Source organism: Micromonospora sp. CA-259024, assembly GCF_050936255.1.
Lineage (GTDB): Bacteria > Actinomycetota > Actinomycetes > Mycobacteriales > Micromonosporaceae > Micromonospora.
Genome location: NZ_JBNJND010000002.1, coordinates 1,531,760 through 1,554,788, shown reverse-complemented (window position 1 = coordinate 1,554,788; position 23,029 = coordinate 1,531,760). Strand labels below are relative to the sequence as shown.

Annotated in this window: 14 protein-coding genes and 2 rRNA genes; 11 read left to right on the top strand and 5 right to left on the bottom strand. The window is 68.2% G+C overall.

Translation table 11 applies throughout. The features are described 5' to 3' along the window. The first annotated feature begins 184 nt into the window (after positions 1-184). A 23S ribosomal RNA gene (locus tag ACQEUX_RS26670) occupies positions 185-3,295 on the top strand. Between the two features lie 85 nt (positions 3,296-3,380). Further along, positions 3,381-3,497, top strand: a 5S ribosomal RNA gene (gene rrf / locus ACQEUX_RS26665). Positions 3,498-3,991: 494 nt separating this feature from the next. Here rrf and ACQEUX_RS26660 read toward each other — a convergent pair. Next, the gene (locus ACQEUX_RS26660; RefSeq protein WP_433053830.1) at positions 3,992-5,812 is read right to left on the bottom strand and encodes a VanW family protein; all 1,821 of its coding nucleotides are present in this window, start codon (positions 5,810-5,812) and stop codon (positions 3,992-3,994) included. A gap of 182 nt (positions 5,813-5,994) precedes the next feature. On the opposite strand from ACQEUX_RS26660, the gene nudC reads away from it, so the two are divergent. Further along, the gene (gene nudC, locus ACQEUX_RS26655) at positions 5,995-6,915 is read left to right on the top strand and encodes an NAD(+) diphosphatase (protein WP_433053827.1); all 921 of its coding nucleotides are present in this window, start codon (positions 5,995-5,997) and stop codon (positions 6,913-6,915) included. 116 nt (positions 6,916-7,031) lie between these two features. After that, on the top strand, positions 7,032-7,751 hold the full coding sequence (locus ACQEUX_RS26650) for an FkbM family methyltransferase (protein ID WP_433053824.1): 720 nt from the start codon (positions 7,032-7,034) through the stop codon (positions 7,749-7,751). On the opposite strand, the gene ACQEUX_RS26645 is transcribed toward ACQEUX_RS26650, so the two are convergent. Continuing rightward, positions 7,744-9,030, bottom strand: coding sequence for a lipopolysaccharide biosynthesis protein (locus ACQEUX_RS26645; protein ID WP_433053821.1), 1,287 nt, complete (start codon positions 9,028-9,030; stop codon positions 7,744-7,746). The two genes, ACQEUX_RS26650 and ACQEUX_RS26645, sit on opposite strands and share 8 nt — an antisense overlap. Positions 9,031-9,275: 245 nt before the next feature. Here ACQEUX_RS26645 and ACQEUX_RS26640 point away from each other — a divergent pair, with 245 nt between their 5' ends. From ACQEUX_RS26640 to ACQEUX_RS26630, 3 genes are all read left to right on the top strand, one after another. Continuing rightward, on the top strand, positions 9,276-10,013 hold the full coding sequence (locus ACQEUX_RS26640) for a methyltransferase domain-containing protein (protein ID WP_433053818.1): 738 nt from the start codon (positions 9,276-9,278) through the stop codon (positions 10,011-10,013). Positions 10,014-10,107: 94 nt separating this feature from the next. Continuing rightward, positions 10,108-11,721, top strand: a complete 1,614-nt coding sequence (locus tag ACQEUX_RS26635) for a hypothetical protein (protein WP_433053815.1) — start codon at positions 10,108-10,110, stop codon at positions 11,719-11,721. Positions 11,722-11,757: 36 nt separating this feature from the next. Beyond that, positions 11,758-11,916, top strand: coding sequence for a hypothetical protein (locus tag ACQEUX_RS26630; protein WP_157563198.1), 159 nt, complete (start codon positions 11,758-11,760; stop codon positions 11,914-11,916). Here the strand turns inward: ACQEUX_RS26630 and ACQEUX_RS26625 are convergent. Next, the gene (locus tag ACQEUX_RS26625) at positions 11,901-13,088 is read right to left on the bottom strand and encodes a glycosyltransferase family 4 protein (protein ID WP_433053812.1); all 1,188 of its coding nucleotides are present in this window, start codon (positions 13,086-13,088) and stop codon (positions 11,901-11,903) included. The genes ACQEUX_RS26630 and ACQEUX_RS26625 overlap by 16 nt on opposite strands. Before the next feature lie 128 nt (positions 13,089-13,216). Between ACQEUX_RS26625 and ACQEUX_RS26620 the strand changes: the two genes are divergently transcribed. Next, entirely contained in the window at positions 13,217-17,431 is a 4,215-nt protein-coding gene (locus ACQEUX_RS26620) for an alpha-(1->3)-arabinofuranosyltransferase (protein ID WP_433053810.1), read from the top strand. Here ACQEUX_RS26620 and ACQEUX_RS26615 read toward each other — a convergent pair. Beyond that, the gene (locus tag ACQEUX_RS26615; RefSeq protein WP_433053808.1) at positions 17,320-18,519 is read right to left on the bottom strand and encodes an acyltransferase family protein; all 1,200 of its coding nucleotides are present in this window, start codon (positions 18,517-18,519) and stop codon (positions 17,320-17,322) included. The two genes, ACQEUX_RS26620 and ACQEUX_RS26615, sit on opposite strands and share 112 nt — an antisense overlap. Positions 18,520-18,598: 79 nt before the next feature. On the opposite strand from ACQEUX_RS26615, the gene ACQEUX_RS26610 reads away from it, so the two are divergent. Continuing rightward, on the top strand, positions 18,599-19,762 hold the full coding sequence (locus ACQEUX_RS26610) for a DUF3068 domain-containing protein (RefSeq protein WP_433057153.1): 1,164 nt from the start codon (positions 18,599-18,601) through the stop codon (positions 19,760-19,762). Between the two features lie 53 nt (positions 19,763-19,815). Here ACQEUX_RS26610 and ACQEUX_RS26605 read toward each other — a convergent pair whose 3' ends face one another. Further along, the gene (locus tag ACQEUX_RS26605) at positions 19,816-20,559 is read right to left on the bottom strand and encodes a class I SAM-dependent methyltransferase (protein WP_433053805.1); all 744 of its coding nucleotides are present in this window, start codon (positions 20,557-20,559) and stop codon (positions 19,816-19,818) included. A 383-nt stretch (positions 20,560-20,942) separates the two neighbouring features. Here ACQEUX_RS26605 and ACQEUX_RS26600 point away from each other — a divergent pair, with 383 nt between their 5' ends. After that, positions 20,943-21,566, top strand: coding sequence for a DUF6230 family protein (locus ACQEUX_RS26600; protein ID WP_433053802.1), 624 nt, complete (start codon positions 20,943-20,945; stop codon positions 21,564-21,566). 79 nt (positions 21,567-21,645) lie between these two features. Then, complete coding sequence (locus ACQEUX_RS26595; protein ID WP_433053799.1) at positions 21,646-23,022, top strand: DUF6114 domain-containing protein; 1,377 nt, start codon at positions 21,646-21,648, stop codon at positions 23,020-23,022. Positions 23,023-23,029 lie beyond the last annotated feature (7 nt).

Genomic DNA, 23,029 nt, shown 5'->3' with positions numbered 1-23,029 from the left:
GGTCCTGAAGGAACAACCGTTGGTTGTTTTTTCGGAGCCGTAGCGAGCCTGTGGGTTCGTGAGGTTGCCAGGCATGGCCTGGCCCCACATACCGCTGGTCTGAGGACTGGGTTTGGTGTGGGGCGGATCGGGTTGTGGGTTGGTCGTTTGTTGAGAATTGCACAGTGGACGCGAGCATCTTTGTGGTCAAGTTGTCAAGGGCGAACGGTGAATGCCTTGGCACCAGGAGCCGATGAAGGACGTGGGAGGCCGCGATAGGCCTGGGGGAGCTGTCAACCAAGCTGTGATCCCAGGGTGTCCGAATGGGGAAACCTGGCACCAGTCATGTGGTGTCACCCACACCTGAACACATAGGGTGTGTGGAGGGAACGCGGGGAAGTGAAACATCTCAGTACCCGTAGGAAGAGAAAACAATTTAGTGATTCCGTGAGTAGTGGCGAGCGAAAGCGGATCGAGGCTAAACCGGCTGCGTGTGATACCTGTCAGGGGTTGCGTGGTCGGGGTTGTGGGACCCCGCTGAGTGTACTGACATGCACTCGAGGAGTTACAAAGTCAGTGGCTAGTCGAACAGTCTGGAATGGCTGACCGTAGACGGTGAGAGTCCGGTAGGTGAAAGTTGCTGACCTTCTGTGGGTGTTCCCGAGTAGCGGCGGACCCCTGAAATCTGCCGTGAATCTGCCAGGACCACCTGGTAAGCCTAAATACTTCCTGGTGACCGATAGCGGACAAGTACCGTGAGGGAATGGTGAAAAGTACCCCGGGAGGGGAGTGAAATAGTACCTGAAACCGTTCGCCTACAATCCGTCGGAGCCTTGCGGGGTGACGGCGTGCCTTTTGAAGAATGAGCCTGCGAGTTAGTGGCATGTGGCGAGGTTAACCCGTGTGGGGGAGCCGTAGCGAAAGCGAGTCTGAATAGGGCGATTCAGTCGCGTGTCCTAGACCCGAAGCGGAGTGATCTAGCCATGGGCAGGCTGAAGCGCGGGTAAGACCGCGTGGAGGGCCGAACCCACCAATGTTGAAAAATTGGGGGATGACCTGTGGTTAGGGGTGAAAGGCCAATCAAACTCCGTGATAGCTGGTTCTCCCCGAAATGCATTTAGGTGCAGCGTCGCGTGTTTCTTGCCGGAGGTAGAGCACTGGATGGTCTAGGGGGCCCACAAGCTTACCGAAATCAGCCAAACTCCGAATGCCGGTAAGTGAGAGCGCGGCAGTGAGACTGCGGGGGATAAGCTTCGTAGTCGAGAGGGAAACAGCCCAGATCACCAGCTAAGGCCCCTAAGCGTGTGCTAAGTGGAAAAGGATGTGGGGTCGCATAGACAACCAGGAGGTTGGCTTAGAAGCAGCCACCCTTTAAAGAGTGCGTAATAGCTCACTGGTCAAGTGGTTCCGCGCCGACAATGTAGCGGGGCTCAAGCACACCGCCGAAGCTGTGGCATTCACATTTTATCCTCGCTTGGACTTGATTCCTTGTGCAGGTGTGTGGATGGGTAGGGGAGCGTCGTGCCGCGAGTGAAGCAGCGGGGTGACCCAGTTGTGGACGCGGCACGAGTGAGAATGCAGGCATGAGTAGCGAAAGAAGGGTGAGAAACCCTTCCGCCGGATGACCAAGGGTTCCAGGGCCAGGCTAATCCGCCCTGGGTGAGTCGGGACCTAAGGCGAGGCCGAGAGGCGTAGTCGATGGACAACGGGTTGATATTCCCGTACCCGCGAAAGAGCGTCCCTGATGAACCTCGTTGTGCTAACCACCCGATCCATCCAAGACCTTCGGGTTGAGGGTGGGGAGCGTGGGAACCTGATGGGTAGTAGTCAAGCGATGGGGTGACGCAGGAAGGTAGCTGAGCCCGGCCGGTGGTTGTGCCGGGGTAAGCGTGTAGGCCGTGTTGTAGGCAAATCCGCAACACATATAGGCTGAGACGTGATGCCGAGCCGATTCAGGTGAAGTCAGTGATCCTATGCTGCCGAGAAAAGCCTCTAGCGAGTTCTTAGCGGCCCGTACCCCAAACCGACACAGGTGGTCAGGTAGAGAATACCGAGGCGATCGGGCGAACTGTGGTTAAGGAACTCGGCAAATTGCCCCCGTAACTTAGGGAGAAGGGGGGCCGGAGACGTGAAGCCCCGCGCGGGTGGAGCGTTGTATGGCCGCAGAGAGCAGGGGGAAGCGACTGTTTACTAAAAACACAGGTCCATGCGAAGAAGTAATTCGATGTATATGGACTGACGCCTGCCCGGTGCTGGAACGTTAAGGGGACCTGTTAGCTCTTCGGGGCGAAGCGGAGAACTTAAGCGCCAGTAAACGGCGGTGGTAACTATAACCATCCTAAGGTAGCGAAATTCCTTGTCGGGTAAGTTCCGACCTGCACGAATGGCGTAACGACTTCCCCACTGTCTCAACCACAGGCCCGGCGAAATTGCAGTACGAGTAAAGATGCTCGTTACGCGCGGCAGGACGGAAAGACCCCGGGACCTTTACTATAGCTTGACATTGGTACTCGAATTAGCTTGTGTAGGATAGGTGGGAGCCGGTGAAGTCCATACGCCAGTATGGGTGGAGGCAATCTTGAAATACCACTCTGGTTGATTTGGGTATCTAACTTCGGACCGTTATCCGGTTCAGGGACAGTGTCTGGTGGGTAGTTTAACTGGGGCGGTTGCCTCCTAAAAGGTAACGGAGGCGCCCAAAGGTTCCCTCAGCCTGGTTGGCAATCAGGTGTTGAGTGCAAGTACACAAGGGAGCTTGACTGTGAGACTGACAGGTCGAGCAGGGACGAAAGTCGGGACTAGTGATCCGGCACTTGCGAGTGGAAGCGGTGTCGCTCAACGGATAAAAGGTACCCCGGGGATAACAGGCTGATCTTCCCCAAGAGTCCATATCGACGGGATGGTTTGGCACCTCGATGTCGGCTCGTCGCATCCTGGGGCTGTAGCAGGTCCCAAGGGTTGGGCTGTTCGCCCATTAAAGCGGTACGCGAGCTGGGTTTAGAACGTCGTGAGACAGTTCGGTCCCTATCCGCCGTGCGCGTAGGATACTTGAGAAGGGCTGTCCCTAGTACGAGAGGACCGGGACGGACGAACCTCTGGTGTGCCAGTTGTCCTGCCAAGGGCACGGCTGGTTAGCTACGTTCGGAAGGGATAACCGCTGAAAGCATCTAAGCGGGAAGCCTGCTTCAAGATGAGGTATCCCACCCACCTTTGGTGGGGTAAGGCCCCCAGCTAGACGACTGGGTTGATAGGCCGGAAATGTAAGCCCGGTAACGGGTTCAGTTGACCGGTACTAATAGGCCGAGGACTTGACTACTAAGCTGCTACGCGTCCACTGTGCAACTCTGAACAAGCGAACACCCGTGAGTGTGTGCCGGGGTTGTTTGATATGTTCATAGAGTTACGGCGGTCATGGCGGAGGGGAAACGCCCGGTTACATTCCGAACCCGGAAGCTAAGCCCTCCAGCGCCGATGGTACTGCACTCGTGAGGGTGTGGGAGAGTAGGACGCCGCCGGACAATCTTTCAGAAAGGGTCACCCCCAACGGGGTGGCCCTTTCTGCATATCCGGAAGTAGTCGAGTGACCCGGCATCACGGGAAAACGCGGTATCCGCGACCGTAGGACACCCCGATATCAGCAACCCGCGGGTAGATCACGGAGTTCTGGCGGCGGTGTGGCCAGTCACGGGATTGCACGTAGCACGGCTGCCACACCTCATCACCCCGCCGGCTTCCATGCCGAAGACTTGATCGACTCGACTTCGTTGATACCGGGGTGTCGGCTGCTGCAGAACACCCCGGTATCAGCGACACCGAGTCGATCACCGACGGCCAGGCCGTCGAGGGGGGCTCAGGGCGGCCTTGTCAGAGCAGGTCTGAGGACCGAGGGCGGCCTTGAGTGTCAGGGCGGGTCGACGACCGAGAGCGGGCCTGAGACCCAGGGCGGGCCTGAGGACCGAGGGGCGGCCTTGAGACCCAGGGCAGGTCTGAGGAGCGAGGGCGGGCGTGAGACTCAGGAGGGCTTCGGCCCGCAGACGTAGCGGGGCTCCGCGTCGTAGCGCCAGGTGAACTTCTCCCGCTTGACCACCACGCCACCCTTCTTGATGACCCGGAAGGCGTCCTGGGTGAAGCCGTTGATGCCGTTCGTCGCGATGCACGAGGGGCCTGGTTCGAGATGGATCAGCTTCGGCGTGGTGATGTTGCGGCGTGGCCCGTACTCCGTCTTCACGCTGTCGTAGATCTTCGTGCTCCAGATCGACACGGTAATCGTGCTCGACGTGTACGACGTGTCGATGAGCACGCCGTGCTCCGTGTTGTTGCGGAACTTGAAGTCCAGGCTCGGCCAGAAGATGGTCGACTCGATGACCGCCGGGTACCGGTCGAACCAGTACGAGTGCGGCTTGTGCTCGACGTCCTCCAGCCCCGCGTAGTAGGTCGCGTTGAACAGGGTGGTGGTGAACTGCGAGGTGCCGCCGCCGACGCCCGGCACCAGCTTGCCGTCGAGGATGACCGGTGCGTCCCGGTAACCCTGGGCGTAGCCGCGCTCGCCGGTGTGCCCGTTCAACGAGAACGTCTTCCCGGGCAGGACGATGGTGCCGTCCACCTCCTTCGCGATGGTCGCGATGTTCTGGCTTCGCGACGAGGCCATGCCACCGGTGAAACGGGTGGTGAAGGTGGACACCTGCTCCTTGATGCCCAGGCCGGCCAGCTTCTCCGCGGTCAGCTCCGGTTGCGTCGGCTTCAGCTCCCCGGTCACCTCGCGGCCGTCCGGCTTCGGCAGCACCGCCAGCAGGTCCCGGCTCAGGGTTGCCGTGTCCAGTTGCTGCCCGGGCCGCCCCTCGGTGACGGTGGGCCGGCCACCGGAGATGGTCATCGCGGCGTCCTTCGCCGGCACCTCGATAGCGGCCAGGTCGTCGCCGAGCGCCGCCCGCAGCCGCTTGACGTCCACCGACGGGCTCAGCTTGCCGGTCTTGTCGGCGGTGAACCGCAGGCTCTTCGCGATGGCGGCGGGCGGGACCTTCACCGAGCCCTTGTCGGTACGCAGGGTGACCGGTGCGGCGACCGCCGGCCTCGCCAGCTCGGCCACCAGCCGGTCCAACTCCTCCGGGGTGGTCGCCGGGTGGCTCTCCACCAGCGGCACGGTGACCGGCGTGCCGGCCAGCCAGCCGGCGCGAACCACCTCGGCGGAGCGCTGCGGATCCAGGGCCAGCCCCGGCTTGGGCCGCACCACCTTCGGCGTGGTGCCCTGATAGGTGATCGCCGGCATCGTCATCCCCTGCGCCTGGGTGCCGAGCACCTTACGGAGCGCCTCGTCCAACCGGCCCACATCAACGGTGACCACCGGGTCGACCGTGCGGGAGCCGACCAGGCGGCTGACCGGGTGCGCGTCGGCCGCCGCCGCTGCCGCGACGGTCGCGGGCACGTCGACGGCCAGCCCCACGTCCGCCGGGTTGATCTCGGCGGTGCGTCCGTCGACGCTGACCTTCAACGGCCTGGCGAGCGTCGCCGCCCGCCGGTCCAGTTCCGCCCGCAACTCCCGGTCGGCGTCCGCGCGGCTCCGGCCGCCCAGCTCGGTGCCGAGCACGCTCGTGCCGCGGGGGACGTCCCCGGCGTACGCCCAGGCGCCGGCGCCCGCCACGGCGGCGAGCACGCCACCGGTGACACCGGCGGCGAGCAGGATCCGCACCCTGCGGGGGCGGCGCGACCCGCCGCCCTGCTCGCCGGGGGCGGGTGCCGTCACCGGCCCCGGCCCGTCGTCCGGCCAGGTGACCGCGGTGACCTGCACGGTGGGCCGGTCGTCGGCGGGTGGACTCTTTTCGCCGTACAGCGTCACTGCAACCTCGATCGCCAGGGTGCCGCGGGAGGTCCGCCCTCCCGGAGGCACCTACGGTAACCAATGCCCGGCCGTCCTTGCCGGCTGCGCCCACCAGGCCCTGCTACCGCGTGTCGCCCGGCGTGTCGTACGAGCCCGGGGGCGGTGCCGGTGCCGGGGCACTGACATGGCACGGTGGCCGGGTGGACACTGCGGAGCGGGTGTTGGCGTACGGCGGCGGTTGGCTGGACCGGGCGGGCGCCCTGCGCACCGATCCCACCCGGTTGGGCGCGCTGCTCACCGAGCCGACCACCGTGGTGCTGCCGATGTGGCGGGATCGCTGTCTCGTCGACGGGGACGGCCCGGTGCGGCTCACCGCGGAGCGCGCGTCTCTGGTCCGGTCCGCTGCCGGTGACACCGTCTTCCTGGGGCTCGACGGGGACGTCGCGGTGTTCGCCGTGGACCTCTCCGCGCTCACCGAGCGGTCGGCCACCGAGATGGCCGGTGCCGTGCGGTCCGTCGACGTACGGGCACTGGTCGGGCGGCTCGAGCCGGGCGACGCGGCCGTCCAGGCGTACGCCAGGGGGTTGCTGCACTGGCACCGGCAGCAGCGCTACTGCGGGACGTGCGGTGCGCCGGCCGTCGCCGACGGTGGCGGGCACGTGCGGACATGCACCGGCGGGGAGTGCGGGCGACTCCTGTTCCCCCGGATCGAACCGGCGATCATCGTGTTGGTCGAGGCACCAGGCTCGCCCGGGCGCTGCCTGCTGGCCCGGCACGCCGGTGCACCCGAGGACGCGTACTCGACGCTGGCCGGCTTCGTCGAGGTCGGCGAGAGCCTGGAGGACGCGGTCCGTCGGGAGATGGCCGAGGAGGCCGGCGTGACCGTCACCGACGTGACCTACCAGGGATCGCAGGCATGGCCGTTCCCCGCCGGCCTGATGGTGGGCTTCCGGGCCACCGCCACGTCCGACGAGGTACGTGTCGACGGCGAGGAGCTGCTGGAGGCGCGCTGGTTCACCCGCGCGGAGCTGCGGGAGCGGGTGGCTTCCGGCCGTACGCTCGGTCGGGTGGACGCGATCGACCACCGCCTTCTGGAGGACTGGTTGTCGGCAGGGTCCTGAGCGGTTGGGCCGGTGTCGCCTCGGTGGTCCGCACACCTGTTCAGCTGTGCCGCTGACCATTACCCTTTGCGCTCATGCCGTCTTCGACCGGTCTGCTGACCGCAGTGAGTTCGCACGTGGCGTCGCTGCTGCCTGATCGGGTCGTCGCGGGAGCCATCCGGGCGGTCTATCCGCGGGTCGAGCCGGAGCTGGCACGCCTGGCGGAGTTCATGCCGAAGGGCGGCACCGCGCTCGATGTCGGCGCCTGGTACGGGCCGTGGACTCGACGCATGCGCAAGCTGGCGGACCACGTCGTCGCCATCGAGCCGAACGAGGAACTCACGCGAAGTGTCGCGGGTGCCTTCCCCGAGGTGCGGGTCATCCGGGCGGTGGCGTCCGACCACGAGGGAAGCGCCGAGCTCTTCCTGCCGGACAGTGGCCCCGCGGTGGGCACCTCGTCGCTCGAGTACGGAGCCGGTCGTACGGTGACCGTGCCCCGGGTGACGATCGACGGCCTGGGCCTCAGCGACGTGCGGTTTCTGAAGATTGATGTCGAGGGGCACGAGTTGCCGGCGTTGCGAGGCGCGGCCGAGACGATTCACCGAGATGGCCCGGTGCTGCTGGTGGAGGTCGAGGAGCGGGTCCAGCCGGTGGCCCCGATCATCGATCTGCTGGACGAGTGGGGTTACCGGGGCTATGTGCTGCCGGGCCGGGAATGGTTGCCGCTCGTTGACTTCGACATCCGCGGCCATCAGCGCGAGGCGATAGCACGGGTACACCAGAGCTTCGCGCGACGAGTCGTGTTCCCTCGGCCGCGTTACGTCAATTCGGTCCTGTTCAAGCGAGACGTCAGCTGACCCGGTCAGCGAGGTCCGGAGGTCCGACGAGGTGCGGCACCGGCTCCGACACTGGGCCGTGCCGCCGCGCCGAGGTGCGGACGACGACTGCCAGGGCGAGCGCGGAAGCCGCCGCAGCGGCGGTGGCGGTCCACATGATGCCGACGAAGGTGTGCGGCGCCACGAAGACCGCCACGAGCACGAGCACGGCCGCCGCCACCCAGAGCGGCACCGAGGGCCAGCGGGCGCCGCTCGCGATCTGCGCGTTGATCAGTACGAAGGCCAGCGCGTAGAAGGCGCCGGTGGCGGCGAAGAACGGTGCGTATCTGCCGAGAGCCGCGTAGTCCTGCCCGCCCACGAGCCGGAAGGCGAGACCGCCGGCGAGCGCGGACGCGATGACGAGTGCGGCACCGCAGATCCCGACGACGGCGTAGGCGGCCCGCCGCATCTTGCTGTCCTGGCGGGCCATCCGGGGAAGTGCCAGCACGGTGACCACCTGTGGTGCCCAGAGCGCCCCTTTGGTGAGCACGGTCCCGACGGCGTAGGCGCCGGACTCCGCCGGCGACAGCAACTGCCGGGCCAGGATGAGGTCGGCGTACGACGCGACCAGCATCGCCAGGGTGGCGCTACTGGCCGTCATGACCTGCCTCAACCCCAGGGCTGGCCTGCCTGCCGCGCGGGCTCCGGTCGCGGGACCTCCGGTTGCCGTCGTCCCCGATCCGGCTGCCAGACGCAGGATCGGCAGGGCGACATAGGAGCAGACGAGACTGGCCAGCAACGATCCGACCAGTCCGGCACCGAGGGCGAGCCCACCGATCACGCCGACGTAACGCCCGATGGCCAGCACGCCCATGCCGATCGCCAGGCGCAGGAAACGCTGGTCCCCCTGCAACTCGCCGAGCCACCTGGCGGCCAGCACGACGGGAAGCGTCATGCCCACCAGCAGGACCACCACCTCGACCGGCAGGTGCAGGGTGGTGACGATCAGGGGAATGGCCGCGACCAGGATGCCCGCGGTCACGGCCGCCGTGGTGAGGGTGACGCGCGCGGTCGGTGTGTGCGGCTGACGTGCCCGGTGCACGGCGACGGCGGTCTGGAGACCCGCGCCGGCCACGCCGGCGATGGCGACGAGAGCCTGCACGGTCGCCAGTGCTCCGAGGTCGGCGGCGGTGAGGTGGCGGGCGCCGAGCATGGGCACCAGATAGGCCAGTCCGTTGGTCATGGTCGCGGCGGCCATGACGGCGCCGCCGGTCACCGCCATCCGGGCGGCGTCGGAAGCCGGTGCGGTCGTCCCTCTCATGCCGGCCGTCTGACTCCACTTCTCCCCGCCGCCGTGACGAAGGGGTGGGCAACCGTCGGGCGCCAACAGGGTACAGAGACGAGCGGGGCGGCGTGGGGCGGTAGTAGGTCCATCTGACCAGTCGACCTGCGCCTGCGGACGGGCTAACGTCTCCCGGCATGACCGGTTCGGGTGGGGTCACCATGACCGATATCCCGGCGTTGTCAGCACACCGTCCCGTCCTGGCCCACAAGTAGGAGCCAAGCGTGAAGCTCCCCGGTGCCCACCGCGCCGACCTGGCACGATCGGTGCGCCTGTTCCGTGCGTTTCGCGTGGAGCAGACCGATCCCGATTTCTTCTACGGCCTGCTCGCGCAGGACACCGTCGACCAACTCCAGACGTACGCCGATCTGACCGGTGCCGTCGTCCTGGATGTCGGAGGAGGTGCCGGCTACTTCGCCGAAGCACTCACCCGGGTCGGTGCGCGGATTGTCTGCGTGGACTGCGACGCGGGCGAGATGTCCGCGCGGGGTGAGGTCGTGCCGGGCGGCGTGATGGGCAGCGCGCTCGAGATGCCCGTTCGCACCGGTGGGGTCGACGTCTGCTTCTCCTCCAATGTCCTGGAGCACGTGTCGCAGCCGTACGTCATGGCCGACGAGATGCTCCGGGTGACCCGCTCCGGTGGCACGATCTTCCTGTCCTTCACCAACTGGCTCTCGCCCTGGGGCGGCCACGAGACATCGCCGTGGCACTATCTGGGCGGGCACCGTGCGGCGCAGCGGTATGAACGCAAGCAGGGCCGGCGGCCGAAGAACGTCTTCGGCGAGAGCATGTACGCGGTCTCGGTCGGCGAGATGCTCCGCTGGGCCCGGCAGCAGTCCGAGGCGGAGGTCGTCGACATCCTGCCGCGCTACCTGCCGGCGTGGGCCAAGGGAGTTGTCCGCGTGCCTGGCGTACGCGAGGTCCTCACCTGGAACCTGGTCCTTGTCCTCCGTAAGCGCTGACCAGGCTGGTCCGAGCCCGGGGGCCCCGGAGAGACCGGAATCTCCGCCTGGTCGGCTGCGTCTGCACGTCGCCGCCGCAGTGACCGTGCTCCTCGTGCTGGCACCGCTGACCCGACCGGGTTACGTGCTGCGGTACGACATGGTCTTCGTGCCCCGGCAGCCGCTGCGCTGGGACCTGTTCGCCTCGGGTGACGCGCTACCGCGTGCCGTTCCGCAGGACGCGGTGGTCTCTCTGGTCAGTCTGGCGGTGCCCGGCTGGCTGCTGCAACGGATCGTGCTCGTCGCGATCATCTGGGTCGCGGTGGTGGGTGCGGGCCGGCTGGTTCCGGCGCGGCGAGAGCTGACCCGCCTCGTCGCGGCCATCGGGTACGCCTGGACGCCGTTCCTGGCCGAACGGTTGCTGTTGGGGCAGTGGGGTCTGCTGCTGGCGTACGCCGCACTGCCCTGGCTGGTCCGGGCCGCGATCGGGCTGCGCGAGGGCCGGCGCGGGGCGCTGCCGCGGGTGGTGGTGGCGGCTGCCGCCGCGGCGATCACTCCCACCGGAGGCCTGTTGGCCCTGACGACGGTCTCGGTTCTTCTCCTGGGCCGCGGTGGCCCGGGCAGACGTGCGTTCGGCGCGGCGTTCGGTGCCGTGGCCGTGCTCAACCTGCCCTGGCTGGTCGCAGCCGCGGTGACCACCGCCGGTGGCCGTTCGGATTCCGATGGTGTGGCGGCCTTCGCCGCCCGTGGCGAGAACTGGGCCGGCCCACTCGCCGCGCTCGCCGGCACGGGTGGGATTTGGAACTCGCTGACAATGCCGGCCAGCCGTGGCGCGCTGCTCGTGCCGGTCGTCACGGCCGGGCTGCTCGTCCTCGCGGCCCTCGGCTTTCCGGCGCTGCGCGACCGCTGGCCGACGGGCGCGGCGATCCGACTCGGCGTGCTGGCCGTCGGCTCGTTCGCGGCTGCCGCCACCGCGACACTGCCCGCGGGTGCGGCCGCACTGCGTTGGCTGGTGGCGGAGGTGCCCGGCGCCGGGCTGCTCCGCGACGGGCAGAAGCTCCTCATTCCGTACGCGCTCTGCCTGGTGCTCTGTGCCGCGCTCGGTGGGGAACGAGTGGTAGCGCGTCTTGAGCACCCCAGGGACCGTCTGGCCCTGATCGGGCTGGTGCTCCTGCCGGTGGCGGTCCTACCCGATCTGGCGTACGGGGTGGCCGGCCGGTTGCATCCAGTTCGGTACCCGCAGGAGTGGGACGTTGTCGCGCGGACGGTCGCCCGGGAGCCGGGGCCGACTCTCTCGTTGCCGATGAGCATGTACCGGTCGTACCGCTGGAACCAGGGCACGGTGGTGATCGATCCGCTGGCGCGCTACCTCCCGGTGGAGGTGATCACGGACGACACCCTTCTCGTTGGAGACCGGAGGGTGGACGGGGAGAGCGGCCGGGTGGCGCAGCTCCGTGGGGCGCTCGCCGAACGGCGTTCCCTGGCCGGCAGCGACCTGCGGTGGGTCGTGGTTCAGCACCGGTCGGGAGGAACAGTCCCGCCGCAGGTGCTGGACGGTCTCCAGGTCATCCACAGTGGGCCGGAGCTGACGCTCTACCGGAACGCGGCGGCGCCGGCGGCTGGCACCGAGCAGCGCGGCGGGTGGCCCCTGATTGTCGGCCTCTGTTCCGCGCTGGCGACCCTCCTGCTCGCGATCGTGAGCCTGTTGCGCCGCCCTACCGCGTGGTAACGTGCCGCCACGCATGTCGATGGAGGAGGGTGCACAATGCCAAAGCCGCTTACCTTGATGCTGGCCGCGGTGGTCGGTGCGGTGCTGGCGGTGGTGGCGCTGGGTGCCATGACCCAGCAGCTCGTCGTTTCGTCGGGCACCGCGGCGAGCACCTCCGACGACAACGGTGACCCCCAGCACTACGGCGTCAGGTAGCCTTCCGCCGACTTCGGCCCGCCGTCGACGACGGCCCGGACGAGGTCGGCGAAACGGTCTCCCGATGCCGACCAGGTGAAGCGGGCGGCGTGCGCCTGCGCCGCCTTTCCCATCTCATGACGAAATATGTCGTCGGCCAAAAGGCTCCGCACCTGTGCGACGAAGTCAGTCGTATCGTGGGCGAGTAAACCGGTCTCCCCGGCGACGATTGCCTCGGCGACACCGCCCGCGTCGTGAAATGCCACGGTGGGCGTACCGACTGTTCCCGCCTCGACAATCGTCAGGCCCCATCCCTCTTTCAGGGAAGGCGTCAGGGCAACCCAGGTCGAGCACAGCAATTCGTGTTTTTCCGGCTCCGTCACGAAGCCAGCGAATAGCACTCGGTCACCGATGTCCAAAATGTCCACGAGGTCGCGTAGCCGCGTTTCCCACCATCCCTGTCCCGCGACGGTCAGTCGCAGGCCAGGAAATTCGGGGGCGAGTCGTGCCACCGCTTCCAGGGCAATCTCCACCCGCTTGTGGGGGACGAGGCGGCACAGCACCAGGAGAGAGGGGTAAGGGGTACGAGGGGCGGTGTCGGGCGTTAATGCGGGAGTTCCGTTGTACACCACCGTGACACGGGCTGGGTCGACGCCGAGCAATGCCAGTTCGTTGCGGGTCGCGGCGGAGACGGTGACGTAACGGCACCGGCGGTAGACGCGCGTCGCCAGGTTCGACTCGATCCACCATCCGATGCGGGCGCCCCAGGTGCCGAGGACCACCGGCCACTGCTCACGGTGGACGTGGTGGACGAGGATGATGACGGCGCAGCGCGCGTACAGCGGGGAGAGGAAGGGCAGCCCGTTGCAGACGTCGACAATCAGATCGGGTCGGCCGAGCGATCGCGGCGCCAATGGGCCGAATCCGACAAGGCCGGCGAGGTAGACGAGCGCCGCCCGCAGGTAGACGGTGTGCCGGCCGCCCCGACGGACGATTCGTAAGCCGGACTCCGTCGTCTCCTCGTTGGGTGCGCCGGGATGGCTGGCGCACAATAGCGTCGCACGGTGCCCGTGTGCTATCAGCTCGCCGGCGATCCGCTCGACGTACACTTCCGAGCCGCCGCCCTCGGGATTGCGCGTGTCACGCCAGTTGAGGAACAGTACGTGCCGTCCGGGGCCGTCGAGGGTCTGCACCCGCTGCTCCTACTGCCGAGTAGTGTTCGCGATCGCGCCACCCTAAGGCGCTCGTGTGCGAACCCGCAATGGGTTGATGCAGCAGTCCGATGTGCCCCGTGCGGCCGGCAGCAGACGGGAGAGGCTAAATGCGCAAGGAATCGCAACCGGCGGGAGAGTCGGTGCCCGGCGGCGCCTCCTCGGCGGTATGGCGATTGCGCGCAGTAACGGTCTGCGTCGCGCTCACGGCGTTGGCGTTCCTTCAGGAACCTGGCAAGATCGTGATGGACACCAAGGTCGATCTTGCGACAAATCCCGTCGGATGGCTCGAACGCGCAATGCACGTCTGGGATCCAGCGGGGTCGTTCGGTCAACTACAGAACCAAACGTACGGCTACCTATGGCCGATGGGACCATTCTTCGCAGCCGGCGACGCCGTGGGTATGCCCGCATGGGTGGTGCAGCGTCTCTGGTGGGCCCTGCTGATGTGCGTCGCCTTCGTCGGGATCATCCAGCTGGCTGAGCGGCTGGCCATCGGCACGCCGGCCGCCCGGATCATCGCGGGAGTCGCGTTCGCACTCTCCCCGAGGATCGTCACCGAACTCGGCCCCATCTCGGTCGAGGCGTGGCCCAGCGCGATCGCTCCCTGGGTGCTCGTCCCCCTGATCGGGCTGGCCCGCGGCGCATCGCTGCGCCGTGCCGTCACCTGGTCCGCGCTGGCCGTGGCCTGCGCCGGCGGTGTCAACGCCACAGCCGTTCTCGCGGTCGTACCCCTGGCGGTGCTCTGGCTGGCGACGCTGCCGTCGATGCGACGTCGCCTCATCGCGATCGTCGCGTGGGGCGCGGCGGTCGCCGCCGCGACCGCCTGGTGGTTGGTGCCGTTGCTGGTGCTCGGCCGGTACAGTCCGTCGTTCCTCGACTACATCGAGACAGCCCCCGTGACCACCCGGGTGACCGATCTGGCGACGACGATGCGCGGAGCCTCGCACTGGCTCGCCTACGGTCGGTCGTGGGACGCCGGTGCCCAGCTCGCACTCGACGGCCCACTGATCATCGCCACTCTCGTGATCGCCGGCCTGGGTCTCGCCGGCCTCGCGCGAAGCGGAATGCCGCACCGGCGCTTCCTCGTCACCGGCCTGCTCGTCGGCATCGCCCTGGTCGGGATGGGGCATGTCGCCGCCGTCGACGGGCTCTTCGCCGAGTCGCAACGGTCCTTCCTCGACCGGGCGGGCGCGCCGTTGCGCAACGTGCACAAGTTCGACGTGGTGGTGCGGCTGCCGCTGATCCTCGGTCTGGCCCACCTACTGGGCACGGTGGCCCGCACCGCCGCGGTGGCCGGTCGCCGGTGGCACTCGGCGCAGAAGCGGGCGATCGTGGTGAAGGTCGTGGCGCTGACCGGGATCGCCGCCATCGCGAGCCCCGCCCTCGCCGGTCAGCTGCCGATCAAGGGCAGCTTCGACGAAATTCCCAGCTACTGGCATGCCGCGGGCAGTTGGCTGGACGCCAACCTCGGGCGCGACCGGGTGCTGGTGGCGCCGGCCGCCCGGTTTCCGAACTACCAGTGGGGCAGCCCGGCCGACGAGATCACCCAGCCGCTGCTGAAGAGCTCATGGGCGGTACGCAACTCGATCCCGCTCACCCCGCCGACGACGATCCGACTCCTCGACGCCGTCGAATCGGTGGTGGCCACCGGCGCCGGCTCGGACGGCCTGGCCGATCTGCTCGCCCGTTCCGGAGTGCGGTACGTCCTGCTCCGGTCGGACCTCGACTACGGCGCGTCCCGTGCGGCCCGTCCGGTGCAGGCTCGGCAGGCCATCGCCCGATCCCCGGGGCTGCGGTTGGTCGCCGCCTTCGGCCCGATGGTCGGCGGAGGCCAAACCTTCGGCGGCTACCGCGACCAGGGCCTGGACGTGCCCAACCGTGCGCTGGAGGTGTACGAGGTCCAGCAGGTGGTGCAACCGGTGGTGGCGTACGACGCCACGGCGATCTCGACGGTGGTCGGCGGACCGGAGTCGCTGCTGGACATCGCCGCGGCCCGCAGGCTCGACGCGGCACCCACGGTGCTCGCCGGTGACCTGCCGAACGGTCAGGTTCTGGGACCGGTGCTGCTGACCGACGGCATGCGTCGTCGGGAGGTGAGCTTCGGACTGCTGCACGACAACGCGTCGGCAACCACCGAAGCTGACCAGCGAACCCTGCTCAGCGGAGTCGCCCGCGACTACCTGCCGCCGTGGGGAGACGAGTACGCCACCGTCACGCGCTACGTCGGGATCAGCGGGGTCACCGCCTCCAGTTCCTGGGCGCAGGCGCACCCGTTGACCGGGTCCCGCCCAGCCCACCACCCGTACGCGGCGATCGACGGTGACCCGTCCACCTCCTGGCGAACCGCCCCCAGTGCCCCCACCCGCCAGTGGCTGGAGGTTGAACTCGCCGAGCCCAAGAAGGTCTCGGAGGTGCGGTTGCGGTTCGACACGGAGGCCGACGCGCTGCCCACCAGAGTGACCGTGCGCAGCGGCCCGGAGCGGGTGACTGTCAATTCCTTCGATCCGACACTGACCGTGCGGCTTCCCGGCGTGCACTCCAGCACCCGGATCAGGGTCACCATCGAAGCGGCGTTGCCGACCCGGACCGGGCAGGGTCGGATCGGTATCGCCGAGATGGAGATCCCCGGGATGCAGGCGGCCCGGACGCTCGTCACACCGCAGGGCCCCGACACCGAGCAGCCCGCGACGGTGGTGCTCACCTCGTCGCCGACCGTCGACTCCTGCTTCTTCATCGACGACGCGCCGCGTTGCGGCTCGGGCGTGGGCCGCGCGTCGGAGGACGGCGCGCGGCTCGACCGGACGGTGGTTCTGCCGACCGGTGCGTCGTACGTCCCGGCGATCTGGGCGCGACCGAAGGCCGGGCCGCAGCTCAGCGCGCTGCTGGACGCGGAGGTGGCGAAGTCGTGGCCGCTGACGTTGCCGCCGCGCGCCACCGCCTCGTCGAGCGCGGTGCCCGATCCGGCGGCCCGTCCCGGTGCCGTTCTCGACGGTGACCCAGCGACGGCCTGGCTGCCGGCGGCGGAGGACGAGGGTCCCTGGCTGAAACTCAACTGGCTGACCACTCGCACGATCAACGGGTTGCGATTGTCGTCGGCGGACTCGGTCGCCCGAGCGCGCCCCTGGCGAGTCACCGTCATCGGCGACGGGGGCGTACGCGGGGGCACCGTCGGCACGGATGGGGTGCTCAGGTTCGACCGGCCGCTGCGCACCGACGAGGTCACGATCCTCTTTCGCGCGAACACCTCGGTGAAGAGCTTCGACCCGTACAAGGGCAGGTCGGAGCGGCTGCCGCTGGGTATCGGCGAGGTGAGCGCCCTGCCCGCGGGACCGCCGATCGCGGTGAATCTCGATGAGCGCGTGTCGTTGCCGTGCGGCAGCGGACCAACGCTTCAGGTCGCCGGGGCGCAGGTGCGGACCGCCGTCACGGCAAGCCGCCGGGACCTGCTGGAGCTCAGGGAGGTACGAGCCACGGCGTGCGGCGCGACGGTGTCGAAGCCACTGGAGTTGCCTGCTGGCGAGCTGCGGGTGGTGGCCACCGGGAGTGATCTGGCCACACCGACCAGGCTCGTTCTGGACCCGGTCGGCCGCTCCGGTCCGACCGCGACGCCGAGCCCCGTACGTATCGTCGACTGGTCGGCGACCGAGCGGCGGCTGCACGTCGCCGGTAACCCGGGCGGCACGATCCTCGCGGTGCGGGAGAACCAGAACCCCGGCTGGCAGGCGACCGTGGCGGGACGCAAGCTCGCGCCCATCGTCGTCGACGGGTGGCAGCAGGGCTGGCTACTTCCACCCGGTGTGGGCGGCGACGTCGTACTCCGTTTCACACCGGACCGGGTCTTCCGGGTTGGCCTGGTGGCGGGCGCGGTGCTACTCGGGGCCGTTCTGCTGCTCGCGGTGCTGCCGACCCGCCGACCGGCGCGGCCGTTCCCGGTCGCGCCGGGGCGGCGCCGGCGAGAGTGGCTGCTACCCAGCGTCGTCGGCGCCGCGGCACTGCTGAGCTTCGGCGGACTCTGGGCCTTCGCGCTGGCGACCACCGGTGCGGCGGTGCTGGTCACCCTCGGGGTCCTCGCACCACACCTGTACCGCAGTGAGCTGCGTAGACTTCGTCGGGTCAGCCGGCTGGTGGCATGGCTGTTCCCGGTCCTCTGCTTCGCCGTGGCGGGCTGGATCTCGCTCGTGGATCCCCTCCATCACACGTCCGCAGCACCTCAGCTGGCGGCGTTGGCCGCCGTCACCGCACTGTGGTGCTCGGTCGCCTTACCCGCGCGGCGCCTTGCGGCGGCCGATCCCCAGCGCAGCGCAGGCCGCTCGACGACGTAGTAGCTGACCGCCGCGAACGCGATCGCCCCCGCGAGGGTGAGCGCGTAGACCCGCAACGGATTGCCGGTGAAGTAGGCGCGGTCTTCGACGCGGTAGATCAGGTCGAGCACCAGCGGGTGCCAGAGGAACATCCCATAGGAGAGTGTGCCGAGCCACCGGACCGGCGCGCTGCCGAGTGCGAGCGACATCAGCGTGGTAGGGCCGAAGACCAGGGGGACCATGATCATTACCGCGACGCCCACGTAGAGCCCCAGTTGCGCGGCGAACTGCCCGGCCGTCGGGGCAGCGAGGCCCCGCGGCCCGGTGACTGAGGTGCTGGCCACGGCGAGCAGCCCGAGCGCAATGCCCCAGCAGGCCAGTGGCGCGGAGCCGAGCTGGTCGAAGACCTGCCACGAGCGGGGTGCCGTCGACGTTCGAAGGGCCACGTGGATCGTGGCGAGGACGATGCCCGCGGCGAACCACAGTGCGTACGACGGGAACCACATGATGTGCAGGCCGGTGTCCAGGAGGCCCGTTCCCATCGCCACGATCCAGCCCACGGTGATCGCCAGACCGGTTCCCGCGAGCCACACCGTCCGGACGGGTCGCCACCGCCTCCCCACGAGTGCCGCCGCCGCGAACGGCAGCGCCAGGTAGAAGAGCACCTCGGTGGCGAGGCTCCAGGTCTGGCCCAGCCCGCGCCGGATCTGCCCGTGCTCGTAGATCTGGGTGAAGGTGGCGTGCCGCAACCAGTCGCCCAACGGCGCGACGCCGCCCTCCGGAAGCGCCGTGAGGCAGACGATGACCACGAGCCAGTACGCCGGCAGGATGCGCGTCGCCCGCTTCCAGTAGAAGCGTCGGGCACCTGGCGTCGCGGAACCGGTGGCGGCCGCACGCGCCCACGGGCGAAACAGCAGGAAACCGGAGAGTACGAAGAAGAGCGCGACCGCGAAATCCATCATGGCGATCCAGCCGCCCCAGGTCTCCCTGGTGGTGACGCCCGTGATGAATCCGACGTGTTGGGCAATCACCGCAGCCGCACCAATTACCCGCACCCCGTCGAGGGCCGGCAGACGCGGAAGCGCGGGGGCGGAGAGGGCAGTGAACATCAAGCTTCCCGGGGGTCGCGGAGAGAGGTGACTGGAGAGTAACGTGCCGCCATGCCAGAGGCGTCCACTCGTGACGTCGATGTCTTCAGCGCTTGGCTGGCTGGCGCCTTTTCGCCTTGTCATTGAAGGAGGAGCAGTGAAGAGGATTGTCGGCGCCATGCTGTTTGGCCTTGGCGTCCTGCTGGTCGTCGCCGCTGTGGGGCTGCCACTGTACGTCGCACCCGCGGTCAGTCAGTTGCCGTACGACCTGGATCGGTCGGAGTCCGTGGCAGAGTCGGCCAACGCCGAGTTCCTCCAGATCAAGGCGGGCGCGGCGAATGTCGAGCGGGGCGGTCTACGGTCGACTGTCGAGGTGGTCCCGCAGCCGAAGACCACCGACGAGAAGATGACCGGCGACCTCAAGGGCAAGGCGGTCGTCTGGGACGTATTCCAGTCGGTGCGGCGCATGGACAATAGCGAGATCATCAGCGAGTACAGCACAGAACTCGCCATTGACCGCGTTAGCGGTGCGGCCGCCAAGTGGGATCCTGCCTGGCTCGATGACGGCACCGGCCAGCCCGCGAACTACGCGGGCCAGGTCTACAAGTTCCCGTTCGGCACCGAGAAGAAGGACTATCCGGTCTACGACCGTGAAATTCGCAAGACGGTTCCGGCGCAGTTCAAAGAGGTCACCGAAGTGCGCGGGGTCGAGGCCTACCGCTTCGAGCAGACGGTCCCCGAGTCGCAGTTGGTGCTGGCCGAGAGCAACCTCAAGGTGCTGCTGGCACGTTTCGCCCCCGGGGCCACGACCGCCCGACTCATGTACACCAACACGCGCAGCTTCTGGGTAGAGCCGGTCACCGGCTCGTACGTGGACGTCCGCGACCAGCCGCGCAAGGTGCTGGTGCCGGACGTGGGACCGCCGACCGTGCTGCTGAACGCCGACTTCCGCTACAACGAGGCGACCGTGATCGCCAGTGCCGAGCGCGCCGCGGACAACGCGGCGTCCATCAAGCTCGTGCGCCTCTGGGGGCCGATCACGCTCGGTCTGCTCGGCCTGCTGGCGATCGCCGGCGGCGTACTGCTGGCCTTGCGCGGTGGTGTCAAGCGTGCCGACGCCGAGCAGGTCGAGGACGAGCGGGCCGGCAGTCACCGGGCCGACGACGACGGTGAGGTCGCCCAGCCGGACGCGCCAACCGCCGACTCGACCGAACGAACGGTGCCCGACCAGCGTTCCGCGGCTGAGCGTCCCGCCGCGCTCTGAACCCTGAGCTACCAGTTCGGTGGGTCCGGTTCGCCGGGCCCACCGAACTGCTGTCAGCGCTTGACGGCCAGCACCACAAGGATCGAGGCGAGCGAAGGCCGGCGGCACATGGCCGCGTCAAACCAGGCCATGCTCGACGGGACCCCGTGGAACCCGGCGCCTCGCAGGGTGACTGGCTCGAATCCTTCGCGACGTAGCAGGTCGAGCAGTGCGGTGCGGTTGAACAGGCGTAGGTGCCCGACCGGCATGGTGTCGGTCTTGAGGCGACGCAGCGCCCCGGCGCCGACCTCGGTCGACCGCGTGGAGGTCTCGTAGAAGATCGGCTGGACGCCAGCTAGGAAGAGTGCCCGGTTGTACCAGGCCTGCAGGTTTGGCGTGGTGAGGACGAGGTGGCCGCCCGGCCGAAGCACGCGCGCACACTCCTCCAGCAGGTGGTCGGGGTCGTACAGGTGCTCAAGCACCTCACCCGCGTGCACCAGGTCGATCGAAGCGTCCGGCAGGGGCAGTCCGTCGTCGAGGTCGCAGCGGTGGAACTCGAACGGCAGCTCGGCTGCCCTTGCGAGTTGGTGCTCCGAGTAGTCCACCCCGATCCAGCGGATGTTCCGCTCGGCGGACGTGGACGCGAGATGGGCCAGGAAACTGCCATCGCCGCACCCGACGTCGAGGACGGTCGCCTGCGATGCCGAGTCGGCGGCTATCGCGGAGAAGATCAGGTCGGTTGCGACGTACTGGCGCTGCCGCAACGGGGGTGACTGGCTGCCCCAGCCCTGGGGGCCGTAGTAATCGATCAGCGGCACGCCGCAGAGCATAGCCATCCAGCTGCGCTTGAGGGAGGGGTCGCGCGGCGTCGACCGAGCCCTGGCGTGGCTGCCCGCTTTACACTCGTTACTAATTTGTAATCGGTCGATGCAGTGGTGACTATCAGTTGCTGGAACTCAGGTAAATGCCGGCTTTGGTACAAATTCCACCGCCCTCACCTCTCGCCGCCTTGACGGAACGTTACGCGGCGCTGTCGTCCGATCATCGCTCTGTTACTGGCGGGTAATCGGGGGGTTGTGAGCTGCGCCTCGGCGGGTGCACCATCAGGCGCGATGGTTACCAGCCGGTAATAGATGACGGACCCGGTGGGGCCGCCAGTTCGGGACCGGCCACCCGCACGCATCCACCTGAGGAGGAACCTGTGCAGGATCGGTTTGACAGTCAGGGGCGTACCCGGTGGTGGCGGTTCGCCGCCATGATGGTGCCCGCCACCGCCGCCGCCGGCGCCATCCTGTTTGGAATGTCGACCGGCGCGATCGCATCCGACATCACGGTCTCCGGACAGACGTTCAAGATCGGCGCGGACCGCCTCGAGGGCGACGGCTTCAAGCAGTACGGCGGCATCGTCCGGGAGAAGGGCAAGGACGGGAAGTCCGGTCAGGTCCACCCGGTCGCGCTCTCCGAGATCAGCAGCGCCGAGCTGTACAGCCTCTGCCAGTCCGTCCGCGCCGATCTGCCGGGCCTGCCGGTGGTGCTCACCATCAACGCCGGTGAGGGCAAGGAGCCCGCCCGCGCCAAGGACCTGCTGATCGCGATGGACTCGCTGAACGGGAATGCGACCTTCACCAACATCAGGATCGGCCGGGACGCCACCGACCTGAACCCGACGGCGCAGGCCGGCTCGTTCGGCCAGAACTCCGACCACGTCACCATCACCAACCTGCAGCAGGTGTCCCGCTACACGACAGCGGCCACGTTCAACCTGGTCGGCCTTCGGCTGAAGGTCAACGTGGGCGACGACGCCAAGGGCAAGGAGTGCTTCTGAGGTGAGCTCGGGCCCGCGGTGTGCCCCCACCACCGCGGGTCCGACCCGTGTCCCCGTCCCGCTCGGCCAGGAGGAGCACGTGACAACCGCGAACCCGTCCCACGTCCGGCCCGGTGGCCCGGCTCAGGCGTGGCGGTTCTTCCGCCGCTGGCAGCGGAGTCGGCCGTTTTGGGGCGGACTGCTCACCGCCCTGGCCGGGCTGGAGATGTTCGCCTCCACCCGAATGACCCTCAACGGCCTCAGCTTCCACAGTGGTGCGGGCGGCCTGCTCTCGCTGCTGATCCCGGTCATCCTGGTGACCTGCGGCCTGTTGCTCTGGTTCACCCCGGCGCAGCGCCTGTTCTACTCGGTCGTCGCGGCGGTCACCGCGGTCTACTCGCTGATCGGGCTCAACCTCGGCGGCTTCTTCGTCGGTCTGCTGCTCGGCATCGTGGGCAGCGCGCTCTCCTTCGCCTGGACGCCAACCCACTCCGCACCGCCCAGCACCGAACAGGCCGACGTCGAGCAGGTCGATCACCCGGCGGTCCAGGCGTCCGACGAGGGTGCGCCGCCCGAACGGCCGGGACGGTCCGCTGATCCGCGTGCCTTCGGCATCACTCTCATGGTGCTCGGCCTGGCCGCCGCCGGCCTGGCCATCCAACCCCGAGCGGTGCAGGCCGCCCCGAGTCGGCAGCCGACCGCCTGTCCCACCCCGTCCCGGGCCGTCACTCCGTCGCCCAGCCGCAGTGCCGCCACACCCACACCGAGTCCGAGCCCGGAGCGGAGCGGCAACGTGATCACCGACATCCTGGACGGGATCGGTGATCTGCTCACGGGCGGACGGCGCGAAGAGACCGCGACACCGTCGGCGAGCCCGACCGGCACGCCCTCGGCGCAGCCGACCGGCACACCCACGGCCCGCCCCGGGGCCGCCAACTGCCCGTCGCCGGCCCCCGGCAGCGCGGCCCCGGACAGGCCGGGCACGGCGGCCCCCGACAAGCCGGGCGCGGTGGAGCCGGGCAAGCCGCTGCCGCGCATCGCCGCCGATCCGGACCTGCCGAGGGTGGCTCGGACGCCGTCCAAGCTCACCGGATCGTCGGTGCGGATGACCGGGCTGCGGTTCGAGGGCATCATCGACCTGCACACCGATAAGGGCGACCTCACGGTGCTGAAGTTCAGCATGCGGGAGGCGGTGACCGACGACTTCCTGCTGCGCGCCGACGGCCCTGCGGGGCGCAACCAGCGGTACGCGACCGACCGGCTGACCGTCACCGGTGACGTGGCCTTCTACGCCACCCGGTTCGTCGGCCGACTGCTCGGCATCAAGATCACGTTGACTCCGGATCTGCCACTACCGGACGGCATTCCGGTCACCTCACCCATTCCGATCACGTTCACCGATCCAGCCATCGACCTGGCGTACGTCACCAGTGACACGCTGACCGCCCGACCGGCGTTGGCGCTGACCCTCGGCTGAGCGCGCG

Bases quoted from the DNA above. Each gene is read 5' to 3' on its own strand.
- ACQEUX_RS26645 (WP_433053821.1), bottom strand. From the start codon at position 9,030: ATGAGAGGGACGACCGCACCGGCTTCCGACGCCGCCCGGATGGCGGTG.
- ACQEUX_RS26630 (WP_157563198.1), top strand. From the start codon at position 11,758: ATGCCAAAGCCGCTTACCTTGATGCTGGCCGCGGTGGTCGGTGCGGTG.
- ACQEUX_RS26620 (WP_433053810.1), top strand. From the start codon at position 13,217: ATGCGCAAGGAATCGCAACCGGCGGGAGAGTCGGTGCCCGGCGGCGCC.
- ACQEUX_RS26615 (WP_433053808.1), bottom strand. From the start codon at position 18,519: ATGTTCACTGCCCTCTCCGCCCCCGCGCTTCCGCGTCTGCCGGCCCTC.
- ACQEUX_RS26610 (WP_433057153.1), top strand. From the start codon at position 18,599: ATGTCTTCAGCGCTTGGCTGGCTGGCGCCTTTTCGCCTTGTCATTGAA.